19 protein-coding genes are annotated in these 22,425 nt (G+C 42.9%); 6 read left to right on the forward strand and 13 right to left on the reverse strand.

Annotation, left to right across the window (positions count from 1 at the left end):
* Window positions 1-10 precede the first annotated feature (10 nt).
* From relA to Q9312_RS06415, 3 genes are all read right to left on the reverse strand, one after another.
* A complete protein-coding gene (gene relA, locus Q9312_RS06405) occupies window positions 11-2,218 on the reverse strand; it encodes a GTP diphosphokinase (RefSeq protein WP_309203758.1) in 2,208 nt (735 codons plus the stop codon).
* A gap of 21 nt (window positions 2,219-2,239) precedes the next feature.
* Window positions 2,240-3,574 carry a 23S rRNA (uracil(1939)-C(5))-methyltransferase RlmD gene (gene rlmD, locus Q9312_RS06410; protein ID WP_309203759.1) on the reverse strand — a complete coding sequence of 445 codons (1,335 nt, stop codon included), beginning with the start codon at window positions 3,572-3,574 and terminating at the stop codon, window positions 2,240-2,242.
* A gap of 70 nt (window positions 3,575-3,644) precedes the next feature.
* Complete coding sequence (locus Q9312_RS06415) at window positions 3,645-4,415, reverse strand: 3'-5' exonuclease (protein WP_309203760.1); 771 nt, start codon at window positions 4,413-4,415, stop codon at window positions 3,645-3,647.
* Window positions 4,416-4,566: 151 nt separating this feature from the next.
* Here Q9312_RS06415 and Q9312_RS06420 point away from each other — a divergent pair, with 151 nt between their 5' ends.
* Both Q9312_RS06420 and Q9312_RS06425 read left to right on the forward strand, forming a co-directional pair.
* Entirely contained in the window at window positions 4,567-5,553 is a 987-nt protein-coding gene (locus Q9312_RS06420) for an ABC transporter substrate-binding protein (protein ID WP_309203761.1), read from the forward strand.
* 5 nt (window positions 5,554-5,558) lie between these two features.
* Window positions 5,559-8,258, forward strand: coding sequence for an ATP-binding protein (locus Q9312_RS06425; protein WP_309203762.1), 2,700 nt, complete (start codon window positions 5,559-5,561; stop codon window positions 8,256-8,258).
* 190 nt (window positions 8,259-8,448) lie between these two features.
* On the opposite strand, the gene Q9312_RS06430 is transcribed toward Q9312_RS06425, so the two are convergent.
* The 4 genes from Q9312_RS06430 to Q9312_RS06445 form a co-directional block, all read right to left on the reverse strand.
* Window positions 8,449-9,057, reverse strand: a complete 609-nt coding sequence (locus Q9312_RS06430; RefSeq protein ID WP_309203764.1) for an ankyrin repeat domain-containing protein — start codon at window positions 9,055-9,057, stop codon at window positions 8,449-8,451.
* Window positions 9,058-9,259: 202 nt separating this feature from the next.
* Window positions 9,260-10,213: a bifunctional helix-turn-helix transcriptional regulator/GNAT family N-acetyltransferase gene (locus tag Q9312_RS06435; protein ID WP_309203765.1), complete on the reverse strand. Its 954-nt coding sequence runs from the start codon at window positions 10,211-10,213 to the stop codon at window positions 9,260-9,262.
* Window positions 10,214-10,464: 251 nt separating this feature from the next.
* Window positions 10,465-11,679: an ABC transporter permease gene (locus Q9312_RS06440; protein WP_309203766.1), complete on the reverse strand. Its 1,215-nt coding sequence runs from the start codon at window positions 11,677-11,679 to the stop codon at window positions 10,465-10,467.
* A 2-nt stretch (window positions 11,680-11,681) separates the two neighbouring features.
* Window positions 11,682-12,512 carry an ABC transporter ATP-binding protein gene (locus Q9312_RS06445; protein ID WP_309203767.1) on the reverse strand — a complete coding sequence of 277 codons (831 nt, stop codon included), beginning with the start codon at window positions 12,510-12,512 and terminating at the stop codon, window positions 11,682-11,684.
* A gap of 200 nt (window positions 12,513-12,712) precedes the next feature.
* Here Q9312_RS06445 and Q9312_RS06450 point away from each other — a divergent pair, with 200 nt between their 5' ends.
* The 4 genes from Q9312_RS06450 to Q9312_RS06465 are packed head-to-tail and all read left to right on the forward strand — an operon-like array spanning window position 12,713 to window position 16,486.
* Window positions 12,713-13,417: a YIP1 family protein gene (locus tag Q9312_RS06450; protein WP_309203768.1), complete on the forward strand. Its 705-nt coding sequence runs from the start codon at window positions 12,713-12,715 to the stop codon at window positions 13,415-13,417.
* 4 nt (window positions 13,418-13,421) lie between these two features.
* Entirely contained in the window at window positions 13,422-14,585 is a 1,164-nt protein-coding gene (locus Q9312_RS06455) for an efflux RND transporter periplasmic adaptor subunit (RefSeq protein ID WP_309203769.1), read from the forward strand.
* Window position 14,586: 1 nt separating this feature from the next.
* Complete coding sequence (locus tag Q9312_RS06460; protein ID WP_309203770.1) at window positions 14,587-15,267, forward strand: ABC transporter ATP-binding protein; 681 nt, start codon at window positions 14,587-14,589, stop codon at window positions 15,265-15,267.
* Window positions 15,260-16,486: an ABC transporter permease gene (locus Q9312_RS06465; protein ID WP_309203771.1), complete on the forward strand. Its 1,227-nt coding sequence runs from the start codon at window positions 15,260-15,262 to the stop codon at window positions 16,484-16,486. The genes Q9312_RS06460 and Q9312_RS06465 overlap by 8 nt, the downstream gene beginning before the upstream one ends.
* Window positions 16,487-17,178: 692 nt before the next feature.
* Here Q9312_RS06465 and Q9312_RS06470 read toward each other — a convergent pair.
* From Q9312_RS06470 to Q9312_RS06495, 6 genes are read right to left on the reverse strand one after another with little or no spacing between them, the layout of a single operon-like run.
* Window positions 17,179-18,516, reverse strand: coding sequence for a tetratricopeptide repeat protein (locus Q9312_RS06470; protein ID WP_309203772.1), 1,338 nt, complete (start codon window positions 18,514-18,516; stop codon window positions 17,179-17,181).
* Between the two features lie 16 nt (window positions 18,517-18,532).
* Window positions 18,533-19,153, reverse strand: coding sequence for an energy transducer TonB (locus Q9312_RS06475; RefSeq protein WP_309203773.1), 621 nt, complete (start codon window positions 19,151-19,153; stop codon window positions 18,533-18,535).
* A gap of 2 nt (window positions 19,154-19,155) precedes the next feature.
* Complete coding sequence (locus Q9312_RS06480) at window positions 19,156-19,560, reverse strand: ExbD/TolR family protein (RefSeq protein ID WP_309203774.1); 405 nt, start codon at window positions 19,558-19,560, stop codon at window positions 19,156-19,158.
* Between the two features lie 9 nt (window positions 19,561-19,569).
* On the reverse strand, window positions 19,570-20,082 hold the full coding sequence (locus Q9312_RS06485) for a MotA/TolQ/ExbB proton channel family protein (RefSeq protein WP_309203775.1): 513 nt from the start codon (window positions 20,080-20,082) through the stop codon (window positions 19,570-19,572).
* A gap of 2 nt (window positions 20,083-20,084) precedes the next feature.
* Window positions 20,085-21,440, reverse strand: a complete 1,356-nt coding sequence (locus tag Q9312_RS06490; protein WP_309203776.1) for a MotA/TolQ/ExbB proton channel family protein — start codon at window positions 21,438-21,440, stop codon at window positions 20,085-20,087.
* 2 nt (window positions 21,441-21,442) lie between these two features.
* A complete protein-coding gene (locus Q9312_RS06495) occupies window positions 21,443-22,216 on the reverse strand; it encodes a DUF3450 domain-containing protein (RefSeq protein ID WP_309203777.1) in 774 nt (257 codons plus the stop codon).
* Window positions 22,217-22,425 lie beyond the last annotated feature (209 nt).

Consider the following 22,425-nt stretch of genomic DNA (forward strand, 5'->3'; position numbering starts at 1 on the left):
TATTGTCCTTTTAATGTTTACGCTTTACTTCAGTAACATTCGAAACTTGGCTTAATTGAGCCAGTACTTTCGAGAGCTTATCGGTATTTTCAACATTCACTCTTAATACGATATTGACGGCTTGCGACTTTTTATCTGTGCTGGTGTTCATGCTTTCGATACTTACCTTTGCATTAGCAAATACCGTTGTAATATCTTTCAGTAGTCCTTTTCGATCAAATGCAATTAATTGAATATCGGCCGAGTAGGTCTCTTTCTCTGCGGTCCCCCAACTGACGGTAATTAATCGCTCCGGTGTTGACTCACTGGCTTTAAGAATGTAATTGCAATCTTGTCGATGAACAACAACACCTCTTCCTTGCGTTATGTACCCGCGAATAGCATCGCCAGGCACAGGTCGACAGCATCCAGCGATGCGCGTTAGCAAACTCCCAACACCTTCGATTTGAATGCCGTCGATAGACGACTTGCGTTTACTGGTTGGCGCCTTGAATACCGACTTCTGCTTTTGAATGGTTTCGCCTAACTGAGAACGTATACTGTTAATGACTTGCGTCATTCCAATATCACCGGCTCCAATAGCGGCGTATAAATCTTCTTCAGAATGAAAGTTAAATTTTTGCGCCAACGCAACTAAATCGGTCTTTTCGAATCCATGACGCTGCAAGTCTTTATCGAGTATCGTTCTTCCTGCCGCTGCATTTTTGTCTTTGTCTTGATGCCGAAACCATTGATGAATTTTAGATCGCGCTCGAGACGAACGAATGTAACCATTATGAGGGTTTAACCAATCTCGACTCGGGTGGCCATTTTTAGTTGTTAAAACTTCAACCTGTTGCCCAGTTTTTAACTTATAGGTTAGCGGAACTATTTTTCCACTGATCTTAGCACCACGACAATTGTGCCCAACATCGGTATGCACATGATAAGCAAAGTCAACCGGCGTTGCTCCCATGGGTAAATCAATGACTTTTCCTTGCGGAGTAAACACATAGATTCTGTCTTCAATAACCGTATTTCGAAAGTCATCGATCATTTCGCTGGCATCAGCGACTTCTTCTTGCCACTCTAACAATTGTCGCAGCCATGAAATTTTAGCTTCAAATCCTGCTTGCTGAGCTTTTGCCCCTTCTTTGTAACGCCAATGGGCTGCCACGCCAAGTTCAGACTCTTGATGCATATCTTTGGTTCTGATTTGCACTTCTAAATTCTTACCTTCAGGGCCTATCACAGCGGTATGAAGTGAGCGATAACCATTTTCTTTCGGCGTTGCTATGTAATCGTCGAACTCTTTCGGAATATGTTTCCAAAGCCCATGAACAATGCCTAGTGCGGCATAGCATTGTGGAATTTCATCCACCAATATGCGCACCGCTCTGACGTCATATATTTCTTCAAACCCGACATTTTTACGCTTCATCTTTCGCCAAATAGAATAAATATGCTTGGCTCTTCCCATCACTTCAGCGCTTTTAATTCCGAGCTTCTCAAGTTCAGATTGAATGGCAGACAACACTCGATTGACGTATTTTTCACGATCGACTCTTCGTTCATCTAATTGCTTTGCGATAGATTTATAGTGCGTCGGCTCGATATAACGAAATGCCAAGTCTTCCATTTCCCACTTGAGCTGCCCGACGCCTAAGCGGTTTGCCAAAGGCGCATAAATATCATTTATCTCTAACGCGATTTGCAAGCGTTCTTCTTTGTCGGCATCTTTCGCCGCTCTAAGCACGGTTAATCGTTCCGCTAATTTAACCAGCACTAAACGAACATCATCAACCATTGCCAACAACATTTTACGAAAATTGTCCGTTTGCTGATTGTCTGGATTAGCAACTCGACTTTTGCTTTGAAGCGCTTGAATGGCGTCCATTCCTAAAGCGCCTTTGCAAAGCTTGGTAATTTCACTCGACAATTTCTCAGTTAACTTCTCGTCACTGACTAATTGATGTTGGTACAAAGGGTAAATAATGGCGGTAGCCAAAGTCACTGAGTCGACATGGAGATGAATTAGAATATCGGCGATGGCTAATCCTTGCTCGAATAAACTCTTTTTGTCTGGATGTTGATGAAGCACCTCTTTCGCTAACAAAAAACTGTCAGCAATAACTTTTTGCTGGCGGTCGGAATATTCCAAAGGAATACTCGCTAGCCATTGCTGCGGATCGGCGTCGACATCGACATCTACAAAGTGAGTATCAGCAACTTTAACCATAAGTTATTAAACTCTTCTTATTTAAACGCGCTCAAAAACTGCCATAGATTCAACATGAGCAGTGTGTGGAAACATATCCATAACACCGGCTTTAACTAAACGATAGCCGTGCTCTTTCATCACACCTGCATCTCGAGCAAGGGTCGCAGGGTTACATGACACATAAACAATGCGTTTTGCTCCAAATTTTGGCAAATAATTCACAACATCTAAAGCGCCACTGCGCGGTGGATCGATCAGTATTTTATCAAAGCCTTCTTTTGCCCAAGGCTTATCGCTAAAATCTTGTTGAAGATCGGCTTGATAGAACTCAACGCTTTCTAAATTATTTAATTTAGCGTTTTCGTAACCACGTTTAACCATGGTATCTACCCCTTCAACGCCAATGACTTGTTGAGCTTTGGTTGCCAGCGGAATAGTAAAGTTTCCGAGGCCACAAAATAAATCCAGTACTCGCTCATTCGGTTGCGGATCTAGCAACTCAATGGCCTTAGTGACCATCTGACGATTAATGGACGTATTGACTTGGGTAAAGTCCAGCGGATGAAACGCCAGCTTGACCTTAAAATCAGGTAGTTCGTAGTATAGACGTTCTAATTGATCATCGGGCCAAACCTTATGAACTGTGGTTGGGCCTTTTGGTTGAAAATACAATTGAATCTCGTGCTCCATTGCAAACTCGATCCACTTTTGACGATCGCTTTCGGTCATGGCTTCCATGTGGCGAACAACAAACGCAAGTTGCTCATCGCCCGCAGCCAACTCAATTTGCGGCGTAGACTGTTTGGCATCCATGGAACCAATCATCGCCCGTAAAGACATGATTAATTGGCTGACTTTTGGAATGAGTACTTCACAGGCTTCAATTTCAGCCAGAAAACTGCTGCGCTTTTCTCGAAAGCCGACCAAACACGATTCCTTTTTACTCACGTAGCGTACGCCCAGCCGCGCTTTGCTGCGGTAACCCAAAGTATCTTGCTGCATTGGTTCGAGCCACTCTTCTGGTTCAATTTTTCCAAAGTGAGCAAAATGCTCGGCCAAAATACCTTGCTTAAACTTAATTTGAGAATCTGTCGCCATGTGTTGCAAACTGCATCCGCCACACAGTTCAAAAAACTCACACGGAGGCTCGACTCGATCGGGCGAAGGAGAAACTATTTCAATCGCATAACCTTCATCAAACTTTCCGCGAACAGAGGCGTATTTCATTACGACCTCTTCACCCGGTAACGCACTATCAACAAAGATCGTCTTCCCTTGGTGATGTGCGATACCACGCCCTTCATGCGACATAGACTCTATAGTTACGGTGATGGACTCTTGGGGTATCGGTTTTCTTTTACGACGTCTCGCCATTTCTTTCTACTCTTAACTGCTTACTTAAATTACCTAGTTAATAAAGCTCTAAGCTTTTTAACTGCGAAAATTACGACTGCCAATGGGTTAAAAACTCTTGGAAGTGCTTTTGTTCTGAAGCTTGAAGCACACCTCGCAATAGATCGGCTTCTTTTTTAAAGGTCAGATCATCAATATGACCACGCATTAACTCAAACTTTAAATAGACCAAATAGGTATTTAAGACATCGGTTTCGCAATAATCTCTAATCCCTTTAATATCGCCAGCAAGGTAGTTTTCCCAAACTTTGCTGCCACTCATGCCCATTTTTCCAGGAAATCCGAGCATGGTCGCGATATGGTCAAGTGGTGCATTGGCACGACCCGTATACATTGCCAGTAAGTCCATCACATCGGTATGTCGAGCATGATAGCGGCTGATGTAATTATTCCACTTAAACCCAGAGTCAAGACCGCCGGTATCCCAATATTGAGCGGCAGAAATACCATGTTTCAAAGCCCGATAATGCAATACTGGTAGGTCAAAACCACCTCCATTCCAAGAAACCAGTGTCGGAGAATACTTGTCGACGCCATCAAAGAAACGTTTCACCAGCTCTTCTTCAGAGGAATCTTCGTCCCCTAGAGACCAGACCTTAACCCGGTCTTGAAAACGAAAAACGGCAGATATAGCGACCGTTTTATGCAGATAATGAGGTAAAAAATCAGACCCTGATTTTTGACGATTGAGTAAAAACATCGCTTCAGCAACATCGTGATCACTCAACCCTTCTAAATCGTACAGTTTGCGGCCAGTTTCAACGTCTGGCACCGTCTCGATATCGAAGACAAAAACATTCATATAGAGGCCTATGATTGACTATTGATAATATTTCTTATTTTCAATAGCTTAGTTTATTATGTGACTGAGGCAGGCATTGTACCCGTATGTTATGCTAGCCTCCACTACTAGGATGCAGGAACGCAAACAGCGATAAACACAGGAACCAGTTTTGAAACACGTTATCCACCGACTATCAATGCTCTTTTGCTTATTCATCAGTGCGACCCTTTGGTCAGCCACCAATGAACAAGAAGCGGGACAAGAGACACTTGTCGTGCCTCGTGTGGTCTTTGTACTCGATAACCGTGCAGGCAACTACCTCCCTATTTTAAAGGGGTTTCGCGAGTACTCACGAAAACAGGTCGGAAGACTGATTCGCATTGACCTCATTAACAGTGAAAATTTAAGCCAAGCTGAACTCATTCAGCAATTGTCTGGCGACTACGACCTTGCGGTCACTATTGGTATCAGTGCGACTAAGTCGGTCATCAATAACAAAGCCGATATCCCCATCTTTGCATTAAAAATTAACCAAGCTGAACTACGGGCTTTGCACCGTAATGGCGCTAAGAACCAACGACTGATAACCGGCATTTTTCGCGATCAGCCTTTTGAGCGCTATGCGAAGCTTATTCAAAGTGCCTTACCTCAGTACAAACGGGTGGGCGTTTTATTGAGTCAAAACAGCAAAACGCTCAAACCCGATTTTGACGCCGTCATGAGACAGTATCGATTTGAACCGGTAGTGACCATCGTTCGTCGCAATGATTTACCACAGCGGGTATTAGAGCGTTTGGCCAATCGTTCCGATATTATCGTGGCGATTTTTGACGATGATATTTATTCGCCTGATAACGTGAAAAGTCACCTATTAACGGCGTTTCGACACCAAATTCCGATGATTGGCGTGACCCGCGGTTACACAGATATTGGGGCCGCTGCATCGCTGTACTCAGATGACTATGAGCTCGGTAATCAAACGGCTCGACAAGTCATCAAAATATTAGACTTAAACAGTGCCGAACTGGCTCCGGTGTATCCGGACTCGTTTAAATTGAGAGTCAACTATAATGTGTTGAGATCCTTTGGAATATCAGCTCTGGATGAGGCACAAATTGTGCGTCAAATACAACAAACTAAGATAACGACAGAATAATATTGATGTTTAATTGGGGAATACGAACTCGAGTTTTACTTCTGGCCCTAATACCCACAGGCTTGATCGCCTTGGTTATGGGGGTTTACTTTATTGGTGCTCGCGTCAACGACTTAAAGAGCACCCAACTCGACCGCGGACTGACCGTTGCTAGAAATCTGGCCTACGCCAGCGAATATGGCGTAAGCATTGCGAACTACCCCATTGTTAAACGCCTCATCGACTTAGCTCAAGATGGCGATGAAGACATTACCGCCATTATGGTTTTTGACCAATACAACCGCCCTTTCGCCTCTGCTGGAACACGTCAACAGAAAGAGTTGCTTCAGGCAAGTAACAACCGAATGCCATCTAGCGAAAGCTATTCGAATGTCGACTCTGGCGTGATCATTCGCACGCCAATTTTCAGTACGCCATCGGTGGTCGAAGATCGTATCGAAAACCGCACGGCCGAAGAACCGATCATTGGTTATGTGGCCGTTCATATGACTAAAGACTTTTCGTCACTGCGGCAATACGAAACCATTATTGCATCCATCATCATTCTTCTGACAGGGCTTGCGGTCGGCGGCTTTCTTGCACAAAGAATGGCTCGAGCAGTTACCTCACCCGTTATTCAATTAGCACACGCAGTAAACCGAATTAAAGAAGGGAAGCTTAATACCCGAGTTGATGGGCAGGCAACGGGAGAGCTAAAAACCTTGATGGGCGGTGTGAATGACATGGCGACATCACTGTACGAAGCACGAGAAGAAATGCAACAAGCCATCGAACAGGCAACGTCTGACCTTAGTCAAACACTCGAAACACTCGAAGTACAAAATGTTGAGCTTGATATTGCTCGTAAGCAAGCACTCGAGGCCAGTCGCGTTAAGTCAGAGTTTCTTGCCAACATGAGTCATGAGATTAGAACGCCAATGAACGGAGTTATTGGTTTCGCGAATCTTCTATTAAGAACCGATCTTGACGATAAACAACGCGAGTTTTTGATTACCATTCATAAGTCAGCCAATAACCTTCTTTCTATTATCGACGATATTTTAGACTTCTCTAAAATTGAAGCGGGTAAAATGGAACTTGATGAAGCCACGGTAGATATTCGAGAGTGCGTCGATGACGTACTGAACCTTATTGCTCCGCTGGCACAAGAAAAAGACCTCGAAATTGCCGCTCTTATTTATTCCGATGTACCGGATACCATTCTTGGCGATCAGGTTCGATTGAAACAAGTTCTAACCAATCTGGTGAATAACGCCGTTAAGTTTACTGAGCAAGGCTCGATTATTGTTCGGGTAATGTTAGAGGAAGAAACCGATCAACAAGTAAACTTAAAGTTTACTGTGAGTGATACCGGTATTGGTATGTCGAAGGAGCAACAGAATGTTCTGTTTCAAGCTTTTAGCCAAGCCGATACGACGACAACTCGACGTTTTGGTGGAACCGGCCTCGGATTGGTTATCTCGAAAAAACTGGTTGAGAAAATGGGCGGTGAAATCGGTTTGAGCAGTGCGCCGAATGAAGGTTCAAATTTCTGGTTTAACATTCGAGTGAACCGAGATTTCGATGCCTTGATTGAACAAGATAATACGGTGAACTTTCTCGAAGAAAAGCGCATCTTGTTTTATCAGCCGCTTGAGTTCACCCGCCTCTCAATCGGACATATGCTCGAGAAATGGCGTATGCGCGTTCGAGCGACCGATGATCTTGACGAACTGACGCGGCAAGTCGAACACGCTGCAAACACTAGTAAAACGGTCAATTATATTTTAATCGATTGTGATCAATATGATCAGTGTAAAACACAAATACAATACATTTTTAATGCCGCAAAAGAACAGTTAAATTGCGCTATTTTGGCCATCATCGCTAACCCTGACAATCAAATAAGCCAGCGTCTGATCAGTTTGGGAGCCCACGATGTGATCAGTCGACCGATTGCGTATAAACAATTGAATCACGCGCTGCTTGAATTAATGAATGAAGAGCAACGAACGGTACTCAATGAGCCTGATCCAAAAGCTGCCTCGCCTTTTGAATCATTAAGCATTCTAGCGGTTGATGCTTGCTCAAAAACTCATTTTGACTTGGTCTTTATGGATATTCAAATGCCAGAAATGGACGGTGTTGAAGCGACCCGTCGCATTCGAAAATCGAAGCTGAACCAACGAACCCCCATCGTTGCATTAACAGCACACGCTATGATGGGTGAGCGAGAGAAGTTGTTATCGGAAGGAATGAACGACTACCTCACCAAACCGATTGGTTTGGATCAAATTGAAGAAACACTATACAAGTGGACGCATGGAAAACAAGTCACTCGAAGCGCGCCTGCTGCCACTCGCTCAAATAAAACTAACACAAGCACTCAAACCATCGATTGGTCATTATGCGTAAAAATGGCAGGTGGAAAAAAAGATTTAGCACAAGATATGTTAAACATGCTTATTGAGCATCTCCCCGACGCGCGCGAGCAAATTGAATCTGCTTTTAACCAACAGGCTCACGATGAACTCAAATCAGCCGTGCATAAGTTTCATGGCGCCACCTGCTACGTTGGCGTGCCAAGACTAAAGCAATTATCCAATGATTATGAAACGGAATTAAAATCGAGTGACTCGATCAGTAAGAAAGCTCAGCAACTGCATCAACAGCTACTCAATGAGATGAACGCCGTCGCAACGCTGTTTGAAAATGAGTACAGCTAACTTAAAACGTTTTTAAAATATTAACGCTTGATTTACTTGTGGTAGCTCATACCCGCACTGAACGATTGAATTTAAGACTTTGACCTAATTGTACACTTTACGTTTCAGCTTTCGGACAAAAGCGGACATTCGGTAAGGATAAAACCGTTTAACGCCTAAATCAGTTTGCACCTTGAGGCATTAACGGCACCTAATTCTTAGGCAAATTAGTAACCATTATCTCTTTTACTTTAGAGAAATCTGCCTTGTTCGCTTCTATTAACAAGTCTACAAACTCAATTGAATTTTTCCCATAGACACTACTATCTCGTTTGATAGGAAGGTATGGGTTAGCCCCTGATTTGAGCAACAAAGATACGAGTTCTGGTTCATTACTGAGTACTGCAGATTGAAGAGCCGTATATCCTTCTGAAGAATATGCATCTATTGGCTCTCCTTTTTTAATTAGAAACTTTATTAGCTCGAATGCTCTCTCTTCTGCTTCTCGACTAACAATACCAATAAACCTTGATGCAACTTCTACCTTTGGCTCTCCACAACGACTAAACTCAATGGACATATCAGAACAACTTTCATATGGATACTCCCGAGTTTTGAGAATATACAATGCCATGCTCGGACTAATCCAAGAAAAATCTTTTGAAAACGGATTGTAAGAAAGATCCTCACTTGATAGTGAAGTTAGTATTGTTAAACCATAAAAATCTCTAGCCCATTTCGTCGTATTATTTATAGACACGATTAGCATAATCACAAAAACAGAAGAGAGTAATAAATACAATACTTTTTTGATATTCATTTATTGACCGGGTACCTAGTTAGAGCGCACTTAGTGCGGTCCGCAAGATTCAGCGACTTATTAAGCGCAGAGGTTGAATGGTTTTATTATAAGTTCTCATTACTTGGCATTACAGACATATATCTAATTCTGATGTTATATAAGTTACTCGTAATCCAAACTCAAAATCTCGATTAATTCATTCCAAATTAACCAGTCAAACCTAACCTTGATATTCCATATAAACATCGGCTCGATCATATTTCGAAGGACCGGTTGGATTGGGCTTGTGAACAAACCCAAGTGATTCGTAGAGTTTTATCGCTGGAACCAGTTTGCTGTTTGACTCTAGGAATAATGTTTCATAATCAGACTGCTTGAACGCTTCTAAAACATAATGCAGTAATTGCCGACCAAGCCCACTGCTTCGATATCGCTTATCGACCGCCATTTTAGACAATTCAACGCGCCTGTCATCCGCCTTGATTAGCGCGCAAGTCGCAATATTTTCGCCATTTCTCTTACCCATGAATATTCGCCCGCCGGGTTCAATAATCGTTTGCTGGGGGTTGCCCAATACCTTTTTATCCAGCTCTTCGATATAGAAGTATTCTTCTAACCACTGATAATTTAAGTCTCTAAAATCATCACTATCGCTAGGGGTAAATTCGTGCACAGAAAAATCGTGTAGACGTTTGAGTGAGACGACTCTCCCCGCGGCGGCAGCAAATGACTCATTGTGTAAAAAGCTCTCTAGCGCAGTCAATTGTTGAATAAAAGCTTTAAAGTCCGGCCCAAGCGCACTCTCAAGCGTCTTTCGAATCGCTTTTAAACAGGGCTCCATTTGGTCAAGGTAGGTATAACCTTGAGGCGTAAGACTCATCAATCGTCGTCGGTCGTCTTTTGGATCAGGCAAATCAAACACCCATCCATTAGCAATGAGCTTTTTACTAAGCTGCACCACCGCCGGATGGGTTTGCCCTAGCTTCTGCGCCAGTTGAGTCACCGATATCTGACCATTGTCTCGTATCAACATTAAACAGGGGAGCTGACGAGCCGCAATATCGAGCTGCTGAGACTGGTAAAGTTTATCAACCTCTCTGGTAAGCTCATCACTGAGTTTTCGGAAGGTACTCCCTAAGGTTAAAAGCCCATAGTCACTTAGCGACTTATCCATTGCAATAGCCAACTCCTCACTTCAACTTTTCGTTACTAGTTACGTATCTCTACACATTTTATAGACATATAGAGATTTGTTGTCAATGCAGAAGGCATTTTTATGATTAATAAGAGCCTGGATTGAAAGGAGACAGAACCCACAAGCTAGCACTAGCTTGCGGGTTTGCAGAACGATAAGTCGATGCAACTTAAAGAGTTACACAATAAAACTCATCTTTATTTTGAGTCATTCCTAATTTTAAGTGCCCCCTAGGTTCTGAACAGCACAGATTCTCGATTAAAGAAACGAACACAGAAGTAGAGAAGCCCGCCAGCGACAATGGTGGTCGAAATAAAGATAATGCCCATCATGCCGTAATCAATGGTGCCTTTTACAATCTCTTTAATGGCAAGGGATACATTCGTTAATGGTACCCAAGCCCAAGTAGAATCGAGTTGAACACCCGGCAATATCGAGAACACCACCGGCACTATGGCAAACATCATGATCGGAGACATGTAGTTTTGTGCCTCTTTGTAGTTCTTTGCGTAAATAGAGGCACAAAGTAACAAGGATGCAAAGATCGCTGCAACGGGAATAAGCATTACAAAGGCGGATAATAGATCAACCACACTAATAATTTGAGTCAGCTTACTCAAGCCTTCAATCGCTAAAAATGGCCCTCCAATTAATAGCCACAAAGCCAAACTCACTATCATTAAAAACACCGTTAAAAAGCCGGTACTAAAAATAACAAAGAACTTAGCCAAAACCACTTTCGTTCGAGAGACAGGGGTTAATAACAGAGTTTCTAAGGTTCCCCGCTCTTTTTCACCAACCCCTAAATCAAGTGCTGGGTACATGGCTCCGGTTAGAATCAATATAATAAGAATATACGGCAATAACCAACCTAGCTTTTCACCAATATCCTCGCGTTTATCGGCGGTATTGATTCGTTTAATATCAATCGGTTTAGTTAAACCTTTTAACGATTCTTCATCAAAATTAAATCGTGCAAGTAACTTCTCTTGATGCTTTTCATTAAAGCTATCAAACGCAGGTTTAACTCGCTGATAGACCTTATTAGTGACCGACGCACTATTAAAATATAAGTCAGTTGTAATTTGCTTTCCTTCACCCAAAACCTTTGCACTATCAGGCTTAATTACAACCGCAAACTTATATTTTTTATCCTGAATTTGTTGCTTAATCTCCTCTATTGAGAGCTGCTCAACGTTTTCAGGTTCTAAACGCTTAAAGTTCTTTTGCTCTTGCAGCAAGTTAACTAATTCAGGTAACTCAGCAGCATTTTGGACAATATAACTAAGTTCTTCATTCTTCGCCTTTGTTTCTAATTTATGGATCATATACACGAAGCCGCCCATCATGACTGGCATAATCAGCGTAGGAAGCAATATGGTAAAGATTAAAGTTCGTTTGTCTCGAACCAGCTCTAGAAATTCTTTCTTATAAATTTCCCACATAATTATTGCCCCTTCTCTACTTTCGAATGGCCACCCGACGACGCATCACCACCCACCAAGGTTAAAAAGGATGAATAGAGATCATCACTTCCTCCGAGCGCTCTAAACTCATCCGTCGTGCCGACAAAACAGGTTTGTCCCTTATCAATCAAAGTCACCTGATCACACACCGACTCTACTTCGTGTAAGTGATGCGTAGAGAAAATAACCGAAACATCGGAGCCGCGATACGAATCAATAAAATCAACAATGGTTTTCGCACTGATAACATCTAAACCTGTGGTTGGCTCATCAAGTACCAATACTTTTGGGGAATGAATCACCGTGCGAGCAATGTTTGCTCGTTGCGCCATGCCCGTGGAAAGATCTTCAGCACGCTTATTTTCAAAAGAGTGAATATCGAGTAATGAAAATACCCGATCAATCTCTTCTTCTAATTTAGCTTTCTCAATGCCATGCAGACGCCCAAAATAACGCACGTTCTCGCGCACAGTAAGACGTCGGTATAAGCTGGTTTTGCCCGATAGAAAGCCTATTTGACGACGCATCACCAATGGTTCATCAACAACATCGGTATTATCAATAATAATACTGCCCGAACTCGGTGACAGTGCGGTCGATAACATCCGTAACGTCGTGGTCTTACCGGCACCATTAGGACCAAGCAATCCGAGAACTTTGCCCGGTTCACAGCGAAAGTGGACATTTCGCACTGCATGAAAATGAAAGTCGTCTTCTCTAGGATCAACTGACGACTGTACCCGTTTTTTCTTCTCTTTTAAGGCGACCTTGTCATACCGAAAGGATTTAGCCAGATCTTTCACTTCAATCATATGTATTTCTCCGGAGATGGAATAAAGGCTAAAGTCCAGCGTTATCTTAAATACTTACAGAATTTTCATAAACTCTGTAATAAACCAGAAACTTACGATACTAAGCTGCTATTGCCGCGTTCGACTGCTACTCTCGAACCATAATTTCAAAAGACTCAATGCGCTGCGATTAGCTAAAGGACAATAAAGGGGGACTATGTATGAGTGAACAATCAGGACTTTTAAAAACAACCTTAAATTTAATCACCTCACCAAGCGAGGCCTTTGCCGACTTACGAGTCCATGGCAGAGCTTGGTTTCCGTTAATATTGATTATTCTTTCTGCAGTAGTGTCATGGGTTTACTACTATCAAGTGGTCGATTTCAGTTGGTCGATTGAGCAAACCATATCGACTCAAGATATGAGTAAGTTGCAAAAAGAAGAAGCATTAAAGATGTATGAGTCCATGGGTGCAAATACGATGTTAGGCATAACGGTGGGCAGTACTATCGTAATGGTTCCAATTATTTTTGCTATTTACAGCCTGTATCTACTGATCGTATCTAATATTCGCAACGATGACCTTAGATTTGGACAGTGTTTCACGCTTTCTTGTTGGTCTTCTTTAGTCGCGGTTTTTTCATCACTCGTGTCTATCTTACAAATTTTGTTCTCGAGTACAAATCAAATTCCTCAGTCGGCATTAAAGGGCCTTAATATCAATGATTTGATCCTAAGCCTCGAACCAGGAAACGCCTGGTACACCTTTGCCACCAGCTTCGATCTTACCTCAATTTGGGGTTCAATATTGATGGCCATTGGCTACAAAGCTTTTACCAAATGTGGCACAGGTACTGCCTATGTGATTGGTTTCTTACCATTTGGTTTAATTTATGGAATCTGGGCACTCGTTATTGTTGTATAGGCTTATGAAGAAAATACTCATATTAATTATTATCGCAGTACTTTTGGTCGCTATTCCGTTAGTCAAAAGTCTCAAACAAACGACCGTTAAACAGATTGAAGTGACGACGGCAACGGAGCGAGTCATTCACACCTCGGTGCTCGCTTCTGGTCGCCTAGCTCATGAAGATCAAGTTAGGTTGACCACCGAAGTTATTGGCAAAGTGAAAGAGGTTCGGGTAATTGAGGGCGATTACGTCAAAAAAGGTCAACTGTTATTAGTGCTCGATGATGAAACCTATGCCGCAACCGTGCGCCAACGAGAAGCTGTTGTTCGAATGCAGAAGATTGCGATTGAAAAGCAGCTCGTTCAACTCGATAACCTCGAGCGACAATGGGAACGTAAGCGAAAACTGCACCAACAAAAGCTGATCGACGACGACGCCTATGAGGCATTTACCAGTCAATTAGAGCTTGCTCGAATCGATGTAAAGTCAGCTAAAGAGTCTTTGTTGCAAGCCGAGGCACAGCTTAATCAGGCCCAAGATCAATTACAAAAAACCCGTGTTCTCGCCCCAATTAACGGACGTGTCACTTCACTCGATATTAAAGAAGGCGAAACAGCGATTGCTAGCTCAACCAATATAGCGGGTTCTTCATTGATGACCATCGCTAACCCAGAAAGCACCATTACCGAGGTGTTTGTTGATGAGGCAGATGTAGCGAACATTCGAGTTGGCCAAAGCGCCAGTATCGTCGCGATCGCTTATCCGGATGATCCAATTAAAGGCGAAGTAAAATCTATCGCAACGTCAGCAAAAACCGTCGCGGGTCGACAAGGATTGAGTTTCTTAGTTAAGCTTTCAATTCTCGATGATGCCGGTATTGCCTTAAAGCCAGGCATGAGCTGCCGGGCCGAAATTTATACAAACTCATCGGATCCGGTCACCGCGGTGCCTCTACAAGCAGTCATCGTGAACGAGAAGCGCTCTGAAAATCTTGTAAAGCGCTATGTGTTCACCTACGACAATGGTGTCGCGAAAAAGCATGAGATTAAGACCGGCGCTTCTGACGATAATTACATAGAGGTCATCGAAGGCATTCCTGAACTCGCTGAAATCATTAAAGGGCCCGATAGAACCCTTCGGCATTTAAATGATGGTGATGAAGTCGTTATCAAGGAACCCTAACATGGCGTTGATCGAGTTATCCGGCATTCAAAAGCATTACGCCATGGGCGACCAGGTTGTGAAGGCTCTTGATGACGTCAGTCTGATTATCGAGTCGAATGAGTTCATTGGCTTTATCGGAGCTTCTGGCTCAGGTAAATCAACAATGATGAATATTCTTGGTTGTCTTGATAGTCCTACTGCTGGTGAATATTTTCTCAACGGCACTAACGTTGCGCAATTGCCTGAGTCAAAGCTGGCTGAAATTCGTAATCGCGAAATTGGGTTTATCTTTCAGAGCTTCAACTTGCTGCCTCGAGCATCCGCACTGCATAACGTTATGCAACCTCTCATCTATCGAGGCTTTTCACTTTCAGCACGAAAAGAAAAGGCACAGCAAGCTTTGGCTAAAGTGAACTTAAGCGAGCGCGCTCACCATTTACCCAATGAGTTATCCGGCGGACAACGGCAACGCGTCGCTATTGCTCGCGCGCTGGTTACCGAGCCGTCTATATTACTTGCTGACGAGCCGACAGGTAACTTAGATTCACAAACAACCGTCGATATCATGAAACTGTTTGACCAGCTGCACAGCGAAGGTCAAACCATCATTATGGTCACCCACGAGCCCGATATTGCGGCACACTGTCAAAGAACGATTACCATGAAAGATGGAAAAGTAATTAAGGATCACCATGCATAGCCTTATTGAAAGCTTTCGTTCAGCGCTCCTTTCAATCAAAGCTCATGGCTTTCGATCCTTCTTAACGACGTTAGGCATCATTATCGGCGTCGCGAGTGTCATTGCCGTAGTATCGGTGGTACAGGGTCTCAGCTACTCCATTAACTCGGAATTCCAAAACCTAGGTTCAAACACATTAACGGTTCGTGCGTACACTCCATTAAAAGAAGCCCTTAAAGGAAAGATAGCGAAAATTTCATTACAAGATTTCGAAGACATCAAAGCACGAGTCAGTGAAGTTGATGCCATTACACCCATTGTCACAGGGTTTGGAAAAATTCGAGAAGTTAAATTTGGCTCCCAAGTCGAAATTAGTAATGTCATTGGCACCAACTTAAACTATCGAAATGTAAATTCGTTGTATATCGAACAGGGTCGATTTCTGTCTTACAGCGATGATCGAAAAAGACGTCGCGTCGCCGTGATAGGCCAATCTCTCATTAAGGCGCTTAGTCTTCCTCAAAACCCTCTTGGTGAATACATTCAAGTGGGGAGTGAATGGTTTAAAGTTGTTGGTGTGACTGAATCAAAGGGTGAGATTTTTGGTATTGATCAAGATAATATTTTGTTTATCCCCTTCAGTACGATACAAAGCTTAATTGGTCGCCAATCTTCCTTTCAAATGGACATTCAATTATCGCTAACCAATACCGATACCTTGGAAACTAGTCGAAAAAAGATCAGTCAAATTTTAAGGCAAAATCATAAGCTCGAAGCATCCGAAGCTGACGATTTTAAGATTCAAACCGCAGAACAACTTCGAAGTTCTTTCACCAGTATTATCGACTCGATAACGGTTGTGTTAGGCGGAATTGTCAGTATATCGTTGCTAGTCGGCGGCATCGGTATTATGAACATCATGTTGGTATCGGTTACCGAGAGAACGCGAGAAATTGGGATTTGTAAGGCCATTGGTGCCAAGCGTCACCATATATTATTACAATTCTTAATTGAATCAGTGGTGTTATCGCTACTCGGTGGTGTACTGGGAATTATTATTGGCTATGGCCTTGGTATGTTAGCATCAGCCGTCATACCCAACTTTCCTGCAGCGAATGTTCCTTTTTGGGCGATAGCGGTAGCTTTTGGCTTTTCAGCCGGAATTGGCGTGTTGTTTGGTATTTTACCGGCGGCTAAAGCCGCTAACCTAAAACCAATCGATGCATTACGATATGAATAACAAAATTTCGTCAACCATATCATCCAATAGATATGCGGTAGGATAAAAAACGCGCTTTCAAATACGTGTAGTTTCAAAAGATAGCTGACTAAGAAGAGTAAACACTAAGCAATGACAGCGGACATTATCAAAGGCTAGCGTTGATGCCAGTCTCAGGTTTCTGTTCTCAATCTATAACTCAATCTTACAAACATAATCTTGAACCTAAAGAACTAAACTCACAGAATACCGTTAATTCAAAAGCCACCGTCGCGATACTCATCGTCCAGCATTTTGGGCTCAGGAATATAGATCCTGGCTCCCTCCTATAGGTTCAGAATTAAAAAACTCGGTATTCAGACATTAGGTTTAAAAGTACACACATGACAAGTCACGCTGTCTCTTTAAGCCAACTCAAAACCGACTTTTCTTTGCCATATTTTTTGATATATTTTTGGCCATACCCTTTGCTATGTTCTTTGCTAAATTCTTTACCAAACCCAATACTCAAAACGAATAAGTAACGCCATTGATCAGCTAGTTTTGCAAGTGTGTGCTTATCAAAGAAATACTAGGTGGCTAAAAAATAAAGAGAGCTCTAAGAAAAAATCAAAACGAGAACTTATAACGGAGTAATGAAACGAATAGTAAAAGAACGAAGGTAGAAAAAAGGCCGCATGGTGCGGCCTTTTTAAAGTTCAAATAATTATCGCTTATTGTGCGGCTAACTCTTCAAGCGTTTGTTTACGACGCTCAACATAGCTGGCCCATTGTGTTGCTTTCTTGCCAACTGATTTGTATTTGGCTGCATCTTGAAGTGCTTCAATCGCAGCATCAAACTTATTGGCATAATAAAGAGCAATACCTTTGTCATAAACAACTTTACCAGTGTCTTCTAACTTACCTTTCGACAGAGCACGGTCATAAGCACGAATAGCGCCTTCCCATTCGTCAAGAAGTGAGTACAAGCGACCTTGTTTTGCTAAATGCTCACCAGTATCAACGAACTTATTCGCTTCTTCAAATGCTTGAATAGCCAATTTCAACTCGTTTGCTGCATGGTAGTTTTGCCCAACATTTTTCCAGTTGCTCTCGTTTGACTCTACCAAGCCTTTACTTAAACCTTCTTTTAAGATTTCAGCAGCTTTAAACGGCGCACTGGCCATCGCAAACAATGAAGACAATTGCATATAGTCATCTTTTGTATCGAACATCTTTTGACGATGCATCAACGACATAATGGCCAAAGACATATCGTACTGTTCAGATGCGGCATACAAAGATGCAAGCATACGCCAGTTTTTCGCTTCTTCAGGCCATACTTCTACCATTGCTCGAGCAATTTTGATCGTGCCTGGGCGGTCATTCAGCTCATTGTGAGCACTCAACAACAAAGTGAACACGCTGCTGCGATGCTCATCCGACTCCATTACCGCCATATATGCAGGACAAATAGACTTAGAAAGCTGACCTTTCTGCATATAAATACCGGCAAGCAAGGTGTAACCCATTGCGCTCGGCTTGGTTTCATATTTAAACCAATCCATGACTAACTCTAACGCTCGGTCATAGTTCTCGTCAGCGTAATGGAAATTGGCTAAGTTTAACCGTGCCGACTGCTCACGATTAATTTGCATTGATTTCTCATTCAAAGCAATTTCGAAATAACGCTTCGCTTGAGCCGTTTGATCCATATTGATATACAGATTACCCAAGTTCATCGCTAGTAAAGCTTTCACATAAGAATTCGACTGATTGCGCTCGTAAAGCCCTTTCAACTCTTCTAACGCTTCGGTGTAGTTTTCTGCACCCATTAATTCCATGGCTTTGTTCAAACGCTTGTGAACACCTTCAGGAACCGATTTAAACGGACGCTTTTCTGGTTCTTTGGTTGCCGCTAAAGATTTACACGAACTAGTGTAACGAGTCTTCAAGTCGACAGCCTTTTTCGGTGGCTTTGGTGGCGCTGCGGGTGTTTCTGCCGCCACTGCAATTTGTGCCATCGAACCAACAACTGCCAAACTACCCAATAGATGCATTATTTTTTTCATAGCTACCTCTACTGCCCTATTGCGCTAACTTGAATTCGAGTGTGTAAAACATGTTCGGTTGGTCAACCGCTTTGCCATCCACAACTCTTGGTTTGAAGCGCCATTTATAGATTGCTCGGCGAGCTTCTCGGTCAAATACACGGCGTGGATTTGAGTCTACGATTTCCACGTCTTTCGCGTACCCGTCCGCTTTCACCGTAAATTTAAAGCGAACAAAGCCAGTAATCCCTTCCATTGCTGCTTTTCGAGGATATTGCGGCTCAATGATCACCAATGGAATCGCTTCTCCATCTTGTGACATCATTTGCTGCATATTCCCAATAAACATTCCCCCTGCACCGACATTAACATCGAGCTTTGACAATTGAATGTTCATTGTTTGCATGTTCGGATTGGTCACCTTCGACACCTTTTGAGTTTCTGGTGGCGGTGGCTCTTTCGGTGGTGGTGGCTTCTTCGGAGCACGACGTTCTTTACGCTTTACGTCACGCTCGACTTCTAAAGCGCCATAATCAACAGCGGCATAGTTCTTACTTTTGAACTCGCCAGAATCGCGCTTAACCAATACCGACATTAATATAAATAGTCCAAATGTAATACCTAAGCCAAGAACTAGCCCCATCAGTACTCTTTGCATAATTATTGCCTCGTTGCTGCGACAGACACGTTCTGAACACCAGCGCCTTTAACGGCATCTAGTACTTTCATCACAACCCCAGCTTTGGAGTCTTTATCTGCCTGAATAACTATCGAACCCTCTGGTGCCTCAGCCTTAAGCCTTTGTACTTCAACCTTCAGCTTTTCAACTTCCGACTTTTTATTATCTATATAGACATCGCCCGCTTTGGTGATCGCGATAAATATATTCGCATCACTGCGAGGAGTGGCAGTTAAACCGGCAGGATTGGTTACATCGATACCCGCCTCTTTAACAAAAGACGCCGTCACGATAAAGAAAATCAACATAATGAACACGATGTCGAGCATCGGCGTCATATCGATTTCAGATTCTTCTTCTTGTCTCTTTGCAATTTTCTTTGGCATAACTAAACCTTAATGCTGTGGCATACGATCAGCGAGCTGCTCAGCTTTAATTCGCGCGGTGTATTCTAAACGAGTCGAAATAAACAGCCCTGACAGAGCCGCAACCATTCCTGACATAGTCGGAATTGTCGCTTGAGTAATACCACCAGCCATATCGCGAGGATCACCCGTTCCGAATAACGACATCAGTTCGAATACTGTAATCATTCCAGTTACCGTTCCAAGAAGACCAATCATTGGGCAAATTGCCACAAGGGTCTTAATGAAACCAACGCCTGTATTCAACTTCTCAGACATTTGAGAAATCCAAGCTTCCCGGATCTTTCTTGCTTGCCATGAACTGGTATCCGCTCGATTTTCCCACTCAGCGATCATTAATCGCGCTTCTTTCGGAAAAACAAAGGTGTAGTACCAAATTCGTTCGAATATCATGGTCCACATTAGGAAGAGAACGAGTGCTACTACATAGAGCACTCCTCCTCCTGCATCAAGAAAGTCTTTTATAAGGTTAATTAACCCCATAATTACTTACCTTCAACGTGTTGCGCAATTAACCCAGACGATTGTTCTTCTAACATGTGTACCAACGTTTTCGATTTCGCAGATACAAATGCATGTAACAAGATTAGAGGAATCGCCGCAACAATACCAAGAACCGTTGTAATCAATGCTGACGAAATACCACCCGCCATAACACTGGTGTCACCTGCTCCATAAAGCGTAATACCTTGGAAGGTTTCAATCATACCGGTAACCGTTCCGAGTAGACCCATCAATGGAGAGACAGCGGCGAAAATCTTAATAATTGCAATACGAGTTTCTAATCGTGGAAGCTCTTTAAGAACGGCTTCGTCTAATTTCAACTCTAAGTTCTCAAAACTATCATCTTTGTTCGCAAGGTACACTGACATAACTCGACCCAACGGGTTATTGCCTGGTGTTGAGCTTTTTGCTTGCTTGCGCATTTTCGCGCCAGTCGCACTCAATACACCTAAACGCTCAAGTGCAATGATGAATCCGATAATAAGAACCACAACAATGGCCCAGCCTACAATGCCAGCATGTGCTTCGAAACGCTCTAACCAATCTTCACGGTCTTTTTCACGTTCAACGATGTTGCCGTGAGAAGGATCGATTGGGAACAACGCAAACTTGCCGCCACTTGACGCATAGCTTGAAACTACACCCATAACACCGCTTGGTTCTTTCGGTTGCTTCGGTAATGCTTCAACGTTTTTTGAACCAAGGTTATAAACCACAAACTCATCGTCTACGATAAGGTTAAACGTACCGATTCGAGTGATGGGTTTAACCACTGAGCGACCTGATTGATCCAACATTTCACCATCAAAGGTAACGATCTTGCCTTGCTCGTTCATTTCTGTTTGCAACGCAACCCACAATGAACGTAACTCAGGAATCGTAGGAATCTCTTTACGAGCAGCCAATTCAAGCAACGTCTGTTGGCGACCTGGATATTGTGCGCTCACGATAGAGGTATCGATCGTCGCAGCCGCATCAGCAGAAACCTGACGTACAACACCGATGGCTTCACCAAGGTTACCCAACTTGATACGTAAACGTTCAGTGAACTCACCCAATTGAACTTCGTTGGTATCGTAAGTCTTTTTAAGTTCTTCGCTACGTGCTTCTTCGCGAGCTAACTCAGCTTTCGCTTCGTTTAAAAGACGTTGTTGTTGATTTCGATCATTCTTAAAGCGCTGAATACGTTGAGCATTTTCTCTCGACTCAGTACGCTCTGCCGCTTTAATGGTTTTCAATAACTCGTCAAGCGAGTCTACTTGTTTGACTTCTGCAGCCTGTGCCATACCCACGGTTGCGGTGAATAATGAAGTCAGAATTAATTTATGCATTTTCATTATTATTTCTCCGGAGTCGCTACAGGTACAACAATCAGCTTCTTAGCTTTCATATTTATATCTTTGATCGCTCGGCGAACAGCTGAGGCTTGACCGCCATCTAACCACGCCCAATCTTTGGCTTCTTTGTCCCAAATCGCAGCTTGTACATTGTCCCCACGAGTTGCGAACATAAGAGCGGTACGACCAAATTGTAAGAAGTCTACTTCACGCTCGGTTCCACCGATGTCCATTGGACCGGCATAAACAAGCGTTTCTTTACCGTAACGAATTTCATCAACGTATGCGCCGAGAATCATTCGATACTTTTCTGAAGTAGATACGTCAGCACGAAGCATAATTTGACGTAGCTTGTCGACGTCTTCAAGACGTTGTTCTTTTCGGAATGGAACATCTAACTCAACAAAGTTACCTAGTCGCTCAATCATTTCATCCATCAATGGCATAAGACCACGCTCAGTCTCATCGATGGTGTTCATTTGATTTTGCAATGACTCCATCTCTTCTTCTTGAGATGCGATCGATTTTTCAAGACGTAGGTTGTAAGCCTTGAACTGCTCAATTTGGGTCAACGTCGCTTTGTATTCGGCGTTCAAATCAAGCGTTGTTTCGGCAAGCCGGTCAATCTGCTTTTGAGCCGATGCCGCTGACTTATCGATCTTAACTTCAACTTTAACTGATGGATCTAACGTTCCACCTATGGATGCCCCTGAGAAGCAGCCCATTACAGCTGCTAGAGAGACTGCGAAAATTCGAGATATTTTTTTATTTAGCATGTGACTTCCTGAGTTTGCTATGAAAGTTATGCTGGATATTACAGCTTGTTTAATACTCCAAACTGCCCCAATTTGCCCAGCTGTCGACCAATCTCTTCTTTAAAACACCGAAATGGCCAAAACTTAGGCGATTTTCTTTGTTCTAAAAAGAAAACAGCAAAGCCCGCAAAAATACGAGATTCGCGAATCGCATCGAATATAAACACTTA

Origin of the sequence: Pleionea litopenaei, assembly GCF_031198435.1 — a bacterium.
In the GTDB taxonomy this organism is placed as follows: Bacteria; Pseudomonadota; Gammaproteobacteria; order Enterobacterales; family Kangiellaceae; genus Pleionea; species Pleionea litopenaei.